Genomic DNA, 13,891 nt, shown 5'->3' with positions numbered 1-13,891 from the left:
GACTCGATACCGTGTCGCTCCAGTCGGCTGGAGGGGGCTCACATGAAGTATGGAGATGCGGACTACATGGCTGCCCGGAACGCCACGGTAGCGATTCTGAAGGGGTGGGCCCGAGAGGGCCGGACCGACACCTACAAGGCGCTGAGCGAGGCCGTGGCACCGGAGCACCGGGTGCACTACCACAGCCGGATGATGTCGCTTCTGCTGGCAGACGTCTGCCGCAGGGAAAGCACCGGTCCCGAGCCGATGCTGTCTGCACTGGTAGTCAATGGATCCAGCCGGAAGCCTTCCGACCAATTCTTCGAGCTGGCCGTTACCGAGTTCCACCGTCGGGACCCGGACTGGACATGGGAGTGGGAGCGGGATGCAGTGTTTGACTGTTACCGCAGCCCGGTTTCGACGTGAGTCCACTGCGGGGTATCGCTCGGCTTCCCTGCACATCCGCCGTGCAGGGCAGCCACCCACCGTGGACGGCTCCGGGTTGGAACCTGCTGGGCTACACCGCATCCTCTCGTTGCAACGGCGGTAGAGGGGATGGACGCGATGACTGCCTCTCAGGCGTTCTCGTCATGGATCCGCGCACCCAGATCCTCCGCCCACTGCAGCGCCCACGCCTTGAGTTCTTCGATCTGCCGGGAGGTGAGCCCGTACGCGGTGTAGTCCTCATCCTCGTACCAGTCCGCGCCGATGAGCCGGTCCCGGAGGTTTTCGAGGCTGAACTCGTCGTGGGCGCGACGGCGGCCCAGGGATTCGAGGTCGGCGGTGGAGCGGTGGCGGGAGGCAGCCTGGACGTCGATGAGGTCGCGGACGGTGCCGCGGTCGGCGAGGGCACGGACCTTGGTGCCGATCACGTCGTCGAGGGAAAGAACGGGGCCGTAGGGGGTCTGGGCAGGCGGAGCCCAGAACGCCTCCTTGAGGACGTCGACCTCGCACTCCCCGCCGGTGTCCGGATCGGTGACGAGGAACCGGCCGCTGAGCGGATCGGTCTGGACGTGCGTGGTCCGCCATCCGCGCGCGCTGAGGCCTGCTGTGAGTGAGGCGACGATCTCCTGCATCGGAGCGGGGTTCTCGGTGGCGACGTCGAGGTCACGGCTGAAGCGTTCGACCAGGCCGTGGGCCTGCACGGCGTATCCGCCGGTGAGGACCAGAGGGTAGGGGGAGCCGAGGTCGAGGATGTCGGCGAGGAGACGCTCGTGGAGCGGAGTGAGCTTCACGCGGCGGTCGTGTCGGCCGGAGCGGTGCGGAGCAGCTCGGGGAAGGCGTCCTCCCAGACCTCGCGGATGTAGGGGCTGATCAAGCGCCGTAGCACGGGCCATTGCTCGGTGAGCAGCCGGTGGTGCAGGAGGGCCACCAGGTCCTCACTCAGTCCTTCGGTGAGGACGGTCCGGTAGAGCGTCATGCGGGACTTCGGACGGTCCAGGCTGTAGCTCGTCCGCCCGGACCAGACGATGTGGAGCGGTAGGTCCACGTCGCCCTCGACGGGGCCGACCAGCTCCTGCAAGCGCTCGGGCAGTCGGCTGCGGTAGCGGTCCCGCAGCACCTCGGCGCGGGGGGCGGTGATCGTCGTGTCCATGCATCCAGTATCGCTGGTGGGAGGCGGCGGCATGGCTGATACGGGGATCCCCTGTCGTACGTACGGGTCGGGCGGCCGCCCGCCCTTCCCTCGGACATCTCACCCAGTGGGCGCTTAGCGCATCATCGCCTACCCGCGCAGGCCCCCAGGTGGCGCGGCAACCGCTGCCCTGCAGACCCGGGACCAGCCCCGCTCGCGGGCGCGGGTGATCATGACGCAGCAGGTCACGCGGAGGGCCGCCGCAGTGGAGTCGGCTGCGGCTTCGGTCTCGGTGCCGGAAATGACGACGGTGCCGAAGCCGAGGCCCATGGCGCCGGCGCAGTGGACGAGAGGGACACCGGGGCGGGCGAGGTCGCGGTAGCGGCCGGAGGGGACAGGCGGCATCCACAAGGCACGCCGCTTCGGCCCCGAACGCAGCCCACCCACTCAGGACCCATGCCGCGGACGAGCTGTCGAGTAACGCAGCGAACGTCCCAAGCGGGAGCCAGGCACCTGTGTCCAGGTCCCCCGTCATGGCGTTCACCAGGTCAGCAAGCTGGGACGCTCCCGCGCCCGATGCTGACCGTTTGCTGACCCGAGCGGGGCCATCAATGCTCTGACCTGCGGAAACATCCAAACGCTAGATCTTGGACTTGAACATGGTACGCAGCATGCAATGCTCCCGGAATTCGGCTCCCTGCCCGCTTTGTGCAGGTCAAGGGCTGCATGCCACTCTAGCGCGGCTGCGTTTCCGGCCGGCCTCGGAGAGTTCATCCGGGATGTGGTGGATCCGGTGCGCTCCTCGACGACAAGGGCGCCCACGTGTAGCAGACGCGCACGCCGTGGTCGTGGAGCCAGGCGGTCTCGCGGTGCCGGAGTTCGTGCGCGGACTCCGGGGCGATGGCGCTGGGCCAGCGGACGAGCACCGCGGTGACGTGGCCCGTCTGTACCAGCTGTCTCACCCGCCGCCACCCTCTGCGCCGGGCCGGGTCGGGCTCACCGTACGTGTCGGTGACGACCTCGGCGATCGTCAGTCCGCGCTCCCGGGCGAACGCGTGGCCTTCCGTCCGCGCGCACTGCGTGGCCGACCCGGACGCGCCCCGGGCTCGGTCGGCGCATACGTACAGCACGACAGGAGGAGCGGTTTCGCCGTGGCGGGTCATGGGCGCCTTCTGTAGGTGGATCGAGGAGAAGGGATTCCTCGCAGCGCGAAGGGGACGTGGCGGGGCCGCGCGGCGCCGGCCGGTGCCGATGGCATCAGGGGCAGGCCGTCAACTCGGCCCAGACGACCTTTCCTTCGGCCCGCGTCGAACATGCGGAGCCCCAGCGGTCGGCAAGTTGCTGCACGAGGAACAGGCCCCGCCCGTTCTCCTCGCCGGGGCCGGCGTGGTCCTCGGGCGGGCGGACCGGGGTGGGGCCGTCGTCGTGGAGTTCGATCCGCAGGCGCCGCGCGTCGCCGGTCAGCGTGAGGCCGCACAGGACATGACCGCTGTCGGTGTGGAGCACGGCGTTCGTGGTCAGCTCGGAGACCAGCAGCACCGCGTCGCAGCATGTGTCGCCGGGTACCTGCCAGGCACGGAGCCGGTCGCGCACGGTGTCGCGGGCGGATCTCACACTGGTGCGCAGGGCGGGCAGGCCGAACCAGTACTCCCGGCGAGGCAGGGTCGTGGCCAAGGCGGGGGCCGGGGCTGAGGGCGTGGGCAGAGTCACGGATGTCGCCTTCCAGTGCCTTCTCGGGGGCGGGCTCGGTGGGGGGATGCGGGCTCCAGCACGAGCGGTGAGAGGCGTATGACGAGGCAGGCGCCCCGCGACGGGGTGCCGACGACGGCATCGGCGTCGCGTGTCCCGTCCGGGCCGGATGCCGTGTCAGAGCTGTGACTTGACCGCTCACATGTCAACTATGCGCGTGATCGCGCTCACGCTGCAACCGACTCCCTGATAATTTCAGCAGTGCGGGTATCACCCTGGCGGCACCATCAAGCCACTGCCAGAATGGCGGCGTTGACAGTTCTTCAGGAGGTTGGGCGTGAGCGAGGCCCGTTCCGGGACCAGCGCACCGACGGTCCTGCGTATGATCCTCGGCCGTCGGCTGCAGGACATGCGGCTCGACGCCGGTGCCTCGCTGGAGGACGCGGCAAAAGCCCTGCGCGTGACGCCCCTGACGATCCGCCGGCTGGAAAAGGCCGAGGTCGCGCTGAAGCCTCTCTACGTGGAGAAGCTCCTGGAGACCTACGGGGCGGACCGCCAGGTGGTCGACGAGTTCGTCGACCTGGCCGAGCAGGCCAACGAGCCCGGCTGGTGGCACTCGTACCGCGACGCCGTCCCCAGCTGGTTCACCGCGTACGTCAGCCTGGAGACCAGCGCCAAGACCCTGCGCACCTATGAACCCCTGTACGTCACCGGCCTTCTGCAGACCCGCGACTACGCCCACGCCGTACTGCGCGGCGGGTTGCCGAACGGGAGCGAGGAGGAGCTCGCGCGCCGCGTGGAGCTGCGGCTGCGCCGCCAGAGCCTGCTGGAGCGGGAGGACGCCCCCACGTTGTGGGTGGTGATGGAGGAAGCGGTCCTGCACCGGGTGGTGGGCAGCCCGGACGTGATGCGGGAGCAGATCGAGCGGCTGCTGGACATGTCCGAGCTCGCGCACGTCAGCATCGACGTCGTGCCCTTCGCCGCGGGTGCGCATGTCGGGGCGTGTGCCCCGTTCACGTATTTCCGGTTCGAGGAACCCGAGCTGCCCGACATCGTCTACAGCGAACTTCTCTCCGCCTCCGTCTACCTGGACCAGCGCGCGGACGTCGTCTCCCATCTCGAAGCGCATTCCCGTATGGCGCTGCTGACGTCGTCGGAGGACAGCAGGGCGCTCTTGAACCGCATACGCAAGGAGTACTCGTGACATTCACCGACGAGGGCGTCTACAACGGGATGCCGGCCCGCGACCTCGGGGAGCAGGGCTGGGAGCGCCCCTGGAGCGGACCGAACGGCGGCCAGTGCGTCGAGACGAAACTGCTCGCCGACGGCCGTGTGGCCGTACGGCAGTCGACCGACCCGGCCGGTCCGGCGCTGATCTACGCGCCGGAGGAGATCGCCGCGTTCGTCCGCGGGGTCAAAGAGGGCCTGGCCGATCACTTGGCCGCCGGGTGACCGGCGGCGGACGTACGGGACGACGACACCGGTCCCGCTCCGGGCCTTTGGGCCGACAGACACACGCGTGAAGGGGAGAACATGACCACCAGGCAGGCCGGCCGGGATCTCGACACGAGCAAGGCGCACTCGGCCCGGATGTACGACTACTTCCTCGGCGGCAAGGACCACTTCGAGATCGACAAGGAGGCGGCCCTCGTCGCCGCCCAGGCCCACCCCGGCATCTATGTGACGGCCCGCGAGAACCGGGCGTTCATGCACCGGGCCACCCGGGTCCTGGCGCAGGAGCACGGCATCCGCCAGTGGCTGGACATCGGCACGGGCATCCCGACCGAGCCCAACCTGCACCAGGTCGCCCAGTCCGTCGCGGTCGACGCCCGCGTCGTGTACGCCGACAACGACCCCCTCGTCCTGAAGTACGCCGAACGCCTCATGCGCAGCACGACGCAGGGACGCACGGCCTACATCGAGGGCGACGTCAGGGACCCCGATGCGCTGATGAGCGCCGTGGAGGCCTCGGAGGTCCTGGACTTCGACCAGCCCATCGCCCTCTCCCTCAACGCGCTCATGCACTTCATCACCGACCCGCACGACCCGTACGCCATCGTCCGCCGGCTGCTCGACCCGCTCCCGGTGGGCAGCGCCCTCGCCATGAACCACTGCACGCCCGACTTCGACCCCGTCACCTGGAACAAGGTCGCGGAGGTCTACACCAAGTCCGGGTCTCCGGTGCAGTTCCGTTCGCACAGCGACGTCCGCCGCTTCTTCGACGGACTCGACCTGGTCGACCCCGGCATCGTGTGCTGTCACCGCTGGCGTCCCGCCGGACCGGCCGACGGGACGGAGCCCACGGACGCCCAGATCAGCCTGTTGGCGGGCGTGGGCATCAAACGCTAGCCGGGGCCCGGCCGGGTCGTTCGACCGGCTGGGCACCAGCAGCATCCGCGCGCCCGACGTCAGTCGGCCGCGTCACGCCGACGGGGCGGCGTACTGCGGTTGACCGTACTGGTATCCGCCCCACGTCGCCACGGCGTTGGCCTGCGAGTTGGCCACCGCGGTACCGCCTCCGACGGCTACGGCGCGGGCCTGGGAATGGGCCACGGCGGTGATCTGCGGAGGGCTGGGAGGGGCGTCGTAGCCGTCGGCGAAGCTGGCGCCGGCACCGAGGGCGGACAGCCCCGTGACCACCGCGGCCACGACGGCAGCACGCTGAATCCTACGCATGGTTCGACCCTTTCTTACGGGGGACGCAGTCCTGAATTGACGCGATATGAGCCTATATGCGGGTCTTTTAGCAATGTGGGATCAACGGCTCTTCGAGCGCCGTGTCGGTGGTGGCGACGACCTGGCAGGAACGCCCTTGTCCGGCCCCGCGGGCCCCACCGGGATCGCGCCCGTCGTACCGGTCACGAATGCCGAACCCTTCGGCGTCTTCGGCCAGTTGGCGCCCTCGGGATCGGAGGGAGGCTCGGCTCCTGTACACATGACTGACAAGAAGCTGTCACACGCGGGCCGGAATGCGTGTGCGGCCGGCGCCCGTTCTGACTGGCATGACTGTTGGAGTAGCGCTCAACGCGACCGACGCCCGGAACCAGGTCGACGCCACCGTGCAGCTCGCCCAAGAGGCCGCGGCCGCCGGCCTGCGGTCGGCCTGGTTCGGCCAGACCTTCGGCGCGGACTCACCCCAGCTCGCCGCGATCGTCGGGCGCTCGGTGCCTTCGCTGCAGGTGGGCACCTCCGCGATCCCCGTCTTCGGCCGGCACCCGCTGCTCGTCTCCAGCCAGGCCCAGACCGCCCAGGCCGCGACCCACGGCCGCTACCACCTCGGTCTCGCCCTCGGCACCAAACTGCTGACGGAGACCGGCTTCGGCCTGCCCTTCGAACGCCCCATCGCGCGGTTGCGTGAATTCCTCACGGCACTGCGGCAGTTGACCCGGACCGGTACGGCCGACTTCCACGGTGAGCTGCTCACCGCCACCACTCCGGTACCGGCGCGCGTGCCGGGTGCGGAGGGCGGCGTCCCCGTGCTGGTCGCCGCGATGGGGCCGCAGGCGCTGCGGGTCAGCGGTGAGCTGGCGGACGGGATCCTGCCGTATCTGGTGGGACCGCGCGCCCTGGCGGACCACATCGTTCCCGCCCTGACCGCCGCGGCCGAGGCCGCCGGCCGTCCCGCGCCCCGGGTCGTGGCCCTGGTGCCCGGCGTCGTCACGGACGACGTGGACGCGGTGCGGGCGAAGGCCGTCGAGAGCCTCGCGTTCTACGAACAGATCCCGTCCTACGCACGGGTCGTCGAACTCTCCGGCGGCCAACGGGCCGGCGACCTGGCGGTGATCGGCGACGAGAAGACGGTCGCAGCCGAGGTACGGCGTTACCGCGACGCCGGGGCCACCGAGGTCGTCTTCTCCGGCACCGAGATCGCGGGAGAAGCCGACCGCCGGCGCACCTGGGCGCTCCTCGGCGAACTGGCCGGCTGAGCAGGCCCGTCGGGCCGTCGGCCCGGCAGCCGTCCCCTCCTGTGCGAGGACGAGCCTCGCGCGACCGAGAAGAGACAGGGAACCCATGACCACCGAACCGACCACAGCAGACCCCCAGGCCTTCACCGAGAACTGGCTGGACTGGTACCGCGCCCAGGAGGCCCGGCTCGCCGCGCCGCACGGGTTCCTGGCGGTCACCGGCCTGCACTGGCTCGACGACCGGCCGCGGCGCTTCCCCGACGCGCCCGGGGCGTGGCACACCGGCGCCGACGGGGTCGTCGTCACCCTCGACGACGGCGAGGAACTGGTCGTCGACGGAGCGCCGGTGCGGGGCGAACACCGCTTCGGTGTGCTTCCCGAGCGCGGCGGCGTCGACGCGGTCTGGGGAGACGCCGTCATCGAGGTCGCCAAGCGCGGCGGCAGCGACATCGTGCGCCCACGGCACCCGGACGCGCCGCTGCGCACCGCCTTCACCGGAACGCCCGCCTACTCCCCCGACCCGCGCTGGGCGGTGACAGGCCGGTACGTCCCCTTCGACGAGCCGCGGCCGACCACCGTGGGCGCCGCGGTCGAGGGCCTTGAGCACGTGTACGACGCTCCGGGCAGGGTCGAGTTCGAGCTGGACGGGCGTCAGCTGTCCCTCACCGCGTTCCCCGGACAGGGTGCCGGCCGGTTGATGGTGCTGTTCACCGACGCGACCTCCGGGGTCACCACCTACGCCGCCAACCGGGTGCTGACCGTCGAGCCGCCCGCCGCCGACGGCACGGTCGTCCTGGACTTCAACCGCGCCGCGAACCTGCCGTGCGCCTACACGGACCTGGCCACCTGCCCGCTGCCACCGGCCGAGAACCGACTGCCGGTGGCGATCGAGGCAGGTCAGAAGATTCCCCGCGAACGCGGCGGATCCTGAGCCGGGCGGCCGTAGGGCGTCCGGTGACGGCATTGACGTACGCCGAGACCGCTCCGTAGCATCGCGATCGGCATCGAGTGTCAGCGTGAAGCCCTGGCTCGCTGACCGGCAACCCTCCCAAGCGGCGGGGTGCTCCAGGTGAAAGCCCGGCGGAATCACCGACGATCCCCGCAAGCGCGTGGCCCCTTGACCGGGCCGGAGACACGGAGGAGGGCCATGCGGCGCAGCGACGACCCCCGTGCCTCCTTCGCCGTCGCGATGGTGTTCTCCCGGCTTGCGCGCCGCCGTCACATCGACCTGAAGCGCTCGACCAGCTGCTTCTGTCAGGACTGACGGGCCTTCCCGCCGCCGGTAGACGGCCGGGAGCGGCCGTCGCCGCTCCCGTCTCCGTCTGATCCCCCTCAGCGCCTGATCCCCGTTTCCGTCTGATCCCCGTTTCCGCCTGTCGGCCGGGGCCGCACGCCTGTGCGCGGCCGTGCCTCGGACGGGACCCCGTGCCTGGTGACACGAGTAGGAGAAACCCCTCCGTGACTGCACTTCCCGATGTCAGATCCTCCCGATGGACGGCGCTGGCCGCCCTTCTCACCACCAGTGTGCTGCTGACCGCGTGCGGGTCGAGCACCGCCGGCTCCGGCTCGGACAGCGGCCGGGCGAGGTCCGGCGGCACCCTGACCTTCGCGGTGGGTTCGGACGCCGGCTGCGTGGACCCCCAGCAGGTCGCCAGCAACGACACCATCTACTCGGTGCGCCAGATCGTGGACTCCCTGACGGACCAGGACCCCAGGACCGGCAAGATCGTGCCGTGGCTGGCGAAGAGCTGGGACATCAGCTCCGACGCGACCACGTTCACCTTCCACCTGAGGTCGGGCGTCACCTTCAGCGACGGGTCCGGGCTGACCGCGCAGGTGGTCAAGGACAACTTCGACGCGGTGCCGAAGCTCGGCGCGCTGGGCACGCTGGCCGAGGGCTACCTCAGCGGCGTCAGGAGCACCACGGTGGTCGACCCCCTCACCGTCAGGGTGGCCTTCAGGAAGCCCAACGCCCAGTTCTTGCAGGCCACTTCGACACACTCGCTGGGAATCGAGTCATCGGCGAGCGTGCGCAGGACACCGCAGCAGAAGTGCAGTGCCGGAGTGGTCGGCTCCGGACCCTTCACGCTGCAGCGGTACGTGCAGAACCAGTCGATCACCCTGGCCAGGCGCAGCGGGTACGCCTGGGGTTCCTCGCTGTGGAGCAAGAAGGGCGAGGCGTACCTGGACAGGCTGGTGTTCAAGGTCGTACCCGAGGCGGGGGTGCGCACCGGCAGTCTGCAGTCCGGCCAGGTGGACGCGATCGGCAGCGTCGGCAGGGCCGACGAGGCGGCGCTCGGGGGAGGCCGGGTCACGCTCCAGCGGCGGGCCAACCCCGGTGTGGTGTTCGGCCTCGGGTTCAACAACGCGCGACCGCTGCTGAAGGACGCGCGGGTACGCCGGGCGATCGTGTTCGGCATCGACAGGCAGCAGATCGCCGACACGGTGTTCCCCACCGGCACCCGGGCGGCCACCGGCATCCTCGCGCACACCACGCCCGACTACACCGGCCTCGGCCCGGATCTGGCCTTCGACGCGGCGAAGGCGAAGTCCCTGCTGGACGAGGCCGGCTGGAAGTCCGCCGGCGACGGCATCCGGACCAAGGACGGCAGGAGGCTGAGCCTGACCGTCGACTGGTTCCCCAACGCGGCCACCAACCAGCCCGCGCTGGAGCTGGTCCAGCAGCAGCTCAAGGCCATCGGCGTGGCGGTGACCCTCAAGCAGCTCCAGGTCACCCGGTTCGCCCCGACGCTCCAGTCGGGCGACTACGACGCGGCCTGGGGCAACGGCACCCGTGCCGACCCGGACATCCTGCGCAGCTCCTTCTCCACCGGGCTGGCCAACTTCTACCGCGTGCCGGCGGGAGATCTGGACACGGCGCTGTCGGCGCAGGCCACGACCACGGCCCCGGCCGAACGCGAGCAACTGGTGGCCCGGGCAGAGCAGTTGATCGTGCGGAACGCCTACTACGCGCCGGTGGTGGAGCTGCAGACCCAGCTGGGGGTCTCGAAGAGGGTGCACGACCTGGACTTCGACGCCTCCAGCCGGATCCAGCTGCACGACACCTGGATCGGCTAGCCCGTGCGCCGCTATGTGATCAAACGGCTCGCCCAGGCGGTCGGGGTGCTCTGGGCGGCCTACACGGTCTCGTTCCTGGTGCTGGACTACCTGCCGGGTGACCCGGTCACGGCGATGGCCAGTGCCGGAATGGACTCGGGACAGGTCGACCCCCGGCAGACAGCCGCCCTGCGGCACGAGTACGGCTTCGACAAGCCGGTACCGGTCCAGTACGCCGAGTACCTCGGCCGGGCGGTGCGCGGGGACTTCGGCGACTCGGTCGCGACCGGCCGGCCGGTCACCCGGGTGCTTGCCGACGCGCTGCCGCAGACCGTCCAGCTGACCGGCGTGGCGCTGCTGCTCGCGGTGGTCCTCGGCGGTGGTCTGGCGGTGGTGGCGACGTACACCGCTCGGCGATGGCTGCGGCAGCTCCTGCTGTCGCTGCCGCCGCTGGGGGTGTCCGTCCCGACGTTCTGGGTGGGGCTGCTGCTCGTCGAGGCGTTCTCCTTCCGGCTGCGCTGGTTCCCGGCGTTCGGCAACGACGGCCTGAGGGGGCTGGTGCTGCCGGCCCTGACGCTGGCGGTCCCGACCGGCGCGCAGGTCGCCCAGGTGCTTGCCAAGAGCCTGCTCACGGCGCTCGATCAGGCGTATGTGGGGACCGCGCGGGCCAAGGGCGCCGGCCGGTGGCGGGTGCATCTGCGGCACGCGCTGCGCAACGCGTCCCTGCCGGCGCTGACGGTCGTCGGTCTGCTGGTGGGGCAGCTGATCGCCGGTTCGGTGGTCGTCGAGACGGTGTTCTCCCGCGACGGCCTCGGCCGGGTGACCGCGGCCGCGGTCACGGCCCAGGACATTCCGCTGGTCCAAGGGGTGGTCTTGTTCGGGTCGCTGATCTTCGTGACGACCAACCTGGTCGTCGACCTGGTCTATCCACTGCTCGACCCGCGGGTCGTGGTGGCCTCGGGCGGAAGGGCGGGTGTCGCATGAGCCGGAGCCTTGTCGACGACGCGGTCGAGGCGGCGCCGGGACCGGCCCGCCGCGTCGGGGTGGGGCCCCGGCCGGGGCGCCGCGTGGACGTGCGTCGGCTGCTGCGCTTCGTGGTGCGCCGCCCGGGTCTGCTGCTGTCGGTGGTCGTCCTCGTGCTGGTGGTACTGGCCTCGTTCCGGCCGGGCCTGTTCACCTCGCAGGACCCGTTGAGAGGCGTGCCGTCGCAGAACTTCCGCGGCCCGAGCGGCGCCCACTGGTTCGGCACGGACGAGCTGGGCCGCGATGTGTTCTCCCGGGTGGTCCACGGCGCCCAGCTGTCCCTGAAGGCCACGCTGATCGCGGTGCTGGTCGCGTTCGTCGTCGGCGGTCTGCTCGGCGTGGTCGCCGGGTTCGTGGGCCGCTGGGTGGACGACGTGCTCATGCGCTTCGTCGACGTGCTCCTGTCCATCCCCGCGCTGTTCCTGTCCCTGGCCCTCGTCACCGCGCTGGGATACGGGACGGTGAAGGTCGCGGTCGCGGTCGGCATCGCCAGTGTCGCCGCGTTCGCCCGGGTGGCTCGCGCGGAGGTGCTCCGGGTGCGTCAGGCGGTGTTCGTCGAGGCGTCGCGGTCGTGCGGGGCCCGCTGGTACTCGGTGCTGGGCCGGCATGTGCTGCCCAATGCCGCGGGCCCGGTGATCGTCCTGGCCACCCTCGACTTCGGCTCCGCCATCCTGGCCGTGTCGGCGCTGAGCTTCCTCGGCTACGGGGCGCCCCCGCCGGCCCCGGAGTGGGGGACGTTGATCTCCGACGGCCGCAACTACCTCGCCAACGCCTGGTGGTTGAGCGCGCTGCCCGGGCTGGCGATCGCCGCGACCGTGCTGGCCGCCAACCGCATCGCCCGCGCGCTGGACGGCGAATGGTCCCGGCAGCGATGACCGAGGAACGGGAGAACCGCAGTGACCGTGAGAACCGCGCTGAACGGGAGAACGACGTGGACGGTGACGACGTGACCGCACCACTGCTGGAGATACGCGGCCTGTCCGTGTCGTACCGCACCCGGGGCGGCACGGTCGCGGCCGTCCGGGGCGTGGACCTCGACGTCCGGCCGGGGCAGGTGACGGCGGTGGTCGGTGAGTCCGGCTCCGGCAAGAGCACGACCGCCCACGCCATCACCCGGCTCCTGCCGGGCAACGGCAGCATCGCCGCCGGTACGATCCGCTTCGGCCGCCACGACCTCGCCGCACTGTCCGAGGCGGAGCTGCGTACGGTGCGCGGAGCGCGGATCGGGCTGGTCCCCCAGGACCCGGCGGTCTCGCTCAACCCGGTCAAGCGGATCGGCGAACAGGTCGCGGAGGTCCTGCGTATCCATGGTCTGGCGACCCGCCGCTCGGCCCCCGCCGAGGCGGTCGCCGTCCTGGACCGGGCCGGGCTGCCCGATGCGGCCGTCCGGGCCCGGCAGTACCCGCACGAACTCTCCGGCGGCATGCGGCAACGCGTCCTGATCGCCATCGCCGTCGCCGCCGAGCCCGAACTGATCATCGCCGACGAGCCGACCAGCGCCCTCGACGTCACCGTGCAGCGGGTCATCCTCGACCATCTCCAGCACCTCACCGAGGAGTCGGGCACCGCGGTCCTGCTCGTGACCCACGACCTCGCCGTCGCCGCCGACCGGGCCCAGCGCCTGGTGGTCATGGAGCAGGGCAGGGTGGTGGAGGCGGGACCGACCCACGACATCCTCGCCGACCCGCAGGACGAGTACACCCGCCACCTGCTGGCCGGCGCCCCGAGCATGGCCACCACCCGGCCCCGTACGGCCGTACCCGCGCCGCGGGCGGACACCGCGCCCCTGCTCGAAGCGCGCAACCTGGTCAAGGAGTTCAGGCTGCCCCGCACCGGGGACGGGCCCCGGACCCTGCGCGCGGTCGACGACGTCAGCTTCGCCCTCCACCGCGGCCGGACCCTCGCCCTGGTCGGCGAGTCCGGCTCGGGCAAGTCCACCACGGCCCGCCTGGTGCTCCGGCTGGCCGAGGCGACCGCCGGACAGGTGCTGTTCGACGGTACCGACGTCACCACCGCGCGAGGCGCCCGGGCGAGGCAGCTGCGCCGGCGCGCCCAGCTCGTCTACCAGAATCCGTACGCCTCGCTCGACCCCCGTTTCTCCGTCGCCGAGGTGATCACCGAGCCGCTGCGCGCCTTCGGGGTCGGCGACCGCCTCTCCCGGCGCGACCGGGCCCGCGAGCTGCTCGACCGGGTGGCGCTGCCGGCCGCCACGCTGGAGCGCCGCCCGGCGGAGCTGTCCGGCGGGCAGCGTCAGCGGGTGGCCGTCGCCCGTGCTCTCGCCCTCTCCCCCGACCTGGTGGTGTGCGACGAGCCGGTCTCCGCGCTCGACGTGTCCGTACAGGCCCAAGTCCTGGACCTGCTGGCCGAGTTGCAGACCGACACGGGCGTGGCGTACCTCTTCATCTCGCACGACCTGGCCGTCGTACGCCAGATCGCGCACCAGGTCGCCGTGATGCGGGCCGGCCGCGTCGTCGAGACGGGTCCTCCGGAAGAGCTGTTCACCCGCCCCCGCCACGCGTACACCCGTGAGCTGCTCGCGGCGATCCCCGGCGGCCGTGCCCCCTCCTGCGCCAGCGGGACCGCCTCGGCGGTCCGGACACGGTGATCCACTCGCCGTCGTCACGGCGTCCCCGAGCAGACCCGTCCGCCCTCGCCGCTTCGTGGT

Annotated in this window: 17 protein-coding genes and 1 riboswitch; of the genes, 11 read left to right on the top strand and 6 right to left on the bottom strand. The window is 71.1% G+C overall.

Annotation, left to right across the window (positions count from 1 at the left end):
- Nucleotides 1–42 precede the first annotated feature (42 nt).
- Nucleotides 43–405 carry a hypothetical protein gene (locus ACFC8N_RS31215; RefSeq protein WP_376291611.1) on the top strand — a complete coding sequence of 121 codons (363 nt, stop codon included), beginning with the start codon at nt 43–45 and terminating at the stop codon, nt 403–405.
- A 149-nt stretch (nt 406–554) separates the two neighbouring features.
- Here ACFC8N_RS31215 and ACFC8N_RS31210 read toward each other — a convergent pair whose 3' ends face one another.
- The 5 genes from ACFC8N_RS31210 to ACFC8N_RS31190 all read right to left on the bottom strand — a co-directional run bounded on the left by ACFC8N_RS31210 (nt 555) and on the right by ACFC8N_RS31190 (nt 3,262).
- Nucleotides 555–1,214 (bottom strand): nucleotidyl transferase AbiEii/AbiGii toxin family protein, encoded by a 660-nt coding sequence (locus ACFC8N_RS31210; RefSeq protein ID WP_376291608.1) that lies wholly within the window; start codon nt 1,212–1,214, stop codon nt 555–557.
- Nucleotides 1,211–1,573, bottom strand: a complete 363-nt coding sequence (locus ACFC8N_RS31205; RefSeq protein ID WP_376291605.1) for a hypothetical protein — start codon at nt 1,571–1,573, stop codon at nt 1,211–1,213. The genes ACFC8N_RS31210 and ACFC8N_RS31205 overlap by 4 nt, the downstream gene beginning before the upstream one ends.
- 129 nt (nt 1,574–1,702) lie before the next feature.
- On the bottom strand, nt 1,703–1,957 hold the full coding sequence (locus ACFC8N_RS31200; protein WP_376291602.1) for a hypothetical protein: 255 nt from the start codon (nt 1,955–1,957) through the stop codon (nt 1,703–1,705).
- A 365-nt stretch (nt 1,958–2,322) separates the two neighbouring features.
- The gene (locus ACFC8N_RS31195; RefSeq protein ID WP_356034689.1) at nt 2,323–2,715 is read right to left on the bottom strand and encodes a hypothetical protein; all 393 of its coding nucleotides are present in this window, start codon (nt 2,713–2,715) and stop codon (nt 2,323–2,325) included.
- Nucleotides 2,716–2,809: 94 nt separating this feature from the next.
- On the bottom strand, nt 2,810–3,262 hold the full coding sequence (locus ACFC8N_RS31190; RefSeq protein ID WP_376291599.1) for an ATP-binding protein: 453 nt from the start codon (nt 3,260–3,262) through the stop codon (nt 2,810–2,812).
- A gap of 316 nt (nt 3,263–3,578) precedes the next feature.
- Between ACFC8N_RS31190 and ACFC8N_RS31185 the strand changes: the two genes are divergently transcribed.
- From ACFC8N_RS31185 to ACFC8N_RS31175, 3 genes are all read left to right on the top strand, one after another.
- Entirely contained in the window at nt 3,579–4,445 is an 867-nt protein-coding gene (locus ACFC8N_RS31185; protein ID WP_376291596.1) for a helix-turn-helix domain-containing protein, read from the top strand.
- Between the two features lie 29 nt (nt 4,446–4,474).
- Nucleotides 4,475–4,693 carry a DUF397 domain-containing protein gene (locus ACFC8N_RS31180; RefSeq protein WP_376291634.1) on the top strand — a complete coding sequence of 73 codons (219 nt, stop codon included), beginning with the start codon at nt 4,475–4,477 and terminating at the stop codon, nt 4,691–4,693.
- Nucleotides 4,694–4,774: 81 nt separating this feature from the next.
- Complete coding sequence (locus ACFC8N_RS31175; RefSeq protein WP_356034679.1) at nt 4,775–5,590, top strand: SAM-dependent methyltransferase; 816 nt, start codon at nt 4,775–4,777, stop codon at nt 5,588–5,590.
- A 72-nt stretch (nt 5,591–5,662) separates the two neighbouring features.
- Here ACFC8N_RS31175 and ACFC8N_RS31170 read toward each other — a convergent pair whose 3' ends face one another.
- Nucleotides 5,663–5,917: a hypothetical protein gene (locus ACFC8N_RS31170; protein WP_356034676.1), complete on the bottom strand. Its 255-nt coding sequence runs from the start codon at nt 5,915–5,917 to the stop codon at nt 5,663–5,665.
- A gap of 326 nt (nt 5,918–6,243) precedes the next feature.
- Between ACFC8N_RS31170 and ACFC8N_RS31165 the strand changes: the two genes are divergently transcribed.
- The 7 genes from ACFC8N_RS31165 to ACFC8N_RS31135 all read left to right on the top strand — a co-directional run bounded on the left by ACFC8N_RS31165 (nt 6,244) and on the right by ACFC8N_RS31135 (nt 13,831).
- Nucleotides 6,244–7,167: an LLM class F420-dependent oxidoreductase gene (locus ACFC8N_RS31165; RefSeq protein WP_376291593.1), complete on the top strand. Its 924-nt coding sequence runs from the start codon at nt 6,244–6,246 to the stop codon at nt 7,165–7,167.
- Nucleotides 7,168–7,252: 85 nt separating this feature from the next.
- Nucleotides 7,253–8,077 carry a DUF1684 domain-containing protein gene (locus tag ACFC8N_RS31160; RefSeq protein ID WP_356034671.1) on the top strand — a complete coding sequence of 275 codons (825 nt, stop codon included), beginning with the start codon at nt 7,253–7,255 and terminating at the stop codon, nt 8,075–8,077.
- Nucleotides 8,078–8,146: 69 nt separating this feature from the next.
- Nucleotides 8,147–8,260: riboswitch (SAM riboswitch) on the top strand.
- 33 nt (nt 8,261–8,293) lie between these two features.
- Nucleotides 8,294–8,410, top strand: coding sequence for a putative leader peptide (locus tag ACFC8N_RS31155; protein ID WP_356034669.1), 117 nt, complete (start codon nt 8,294–8,296; stop codon nt 8,408–8,410).
- A 194-nt stretch (nt 8,411–8,604) separates the two neighbouring features.
- Complete coding sequence (locus ACFC8N_RS31150) at nt 8,605–10,224, top strand: ABC transporter substrate-binding protein (protein WP_376291589.1); 1,620 nt, start codon at nt 8,605–8,607, stop codon at nt 10,222–10,224.
- Between the two features lie 3 nt (nt 10,225–10,227).
- On the top strand, nt 10,228–11,187 hold the full coding sequence (locus ACFC8N_RS31145) for an ABC transporter permease (protein ID WP_376291588.1): 960 nt from the start codon (nt 10,228–10,230) through the stop codon (nt 11,185–11,187).
- Nucleotides 11,184–12,101, top strand: a complete 918-nt coding sequence (locus tag ACFC8N_RS31140; protein ID WP_356034662.1) for an ABC transporter permease — start codon at nt 11,184–11,186, stop codon at nt 12,099–12,101. Before ACFC8N_RS31145 ends, ACFC8N_RS31140 begins: the two co-directional genes overlap by 4 nt.
- Complete coding sequence (locus ACFC8N_RS31135; protein WP_376291586.1) at nt 12,098–13,831, top strand: dipeptide ABC transporter ATP-binding protein; 1,734 nt, start codon at nt 12,098–12,100, stop codon at nt 13,829–13,831. The genes ACFC8N_RS31140 and ACFC8N_RS31135 overlap by 4 nt, the downstream gene beginning before the upstream one ends.
- The last annotated feature ends 60 nt before the right edge of the window (nt 13,832–13,891 follow it).

Source organism: Streptomyces sp. NPDC055966, assembly GCF_042269865.1.
Classification (GTDB): Bacteria; Actinomycetota; Actinomycetes; order Streptomycetales; family Streptomycetaceae; genus Streptomyces.
The sequence above is the reverse complement of the archived record's forward strand: the minus strand, read 5'-3'. Positions and strand labels throughout refer to the sequence as shown.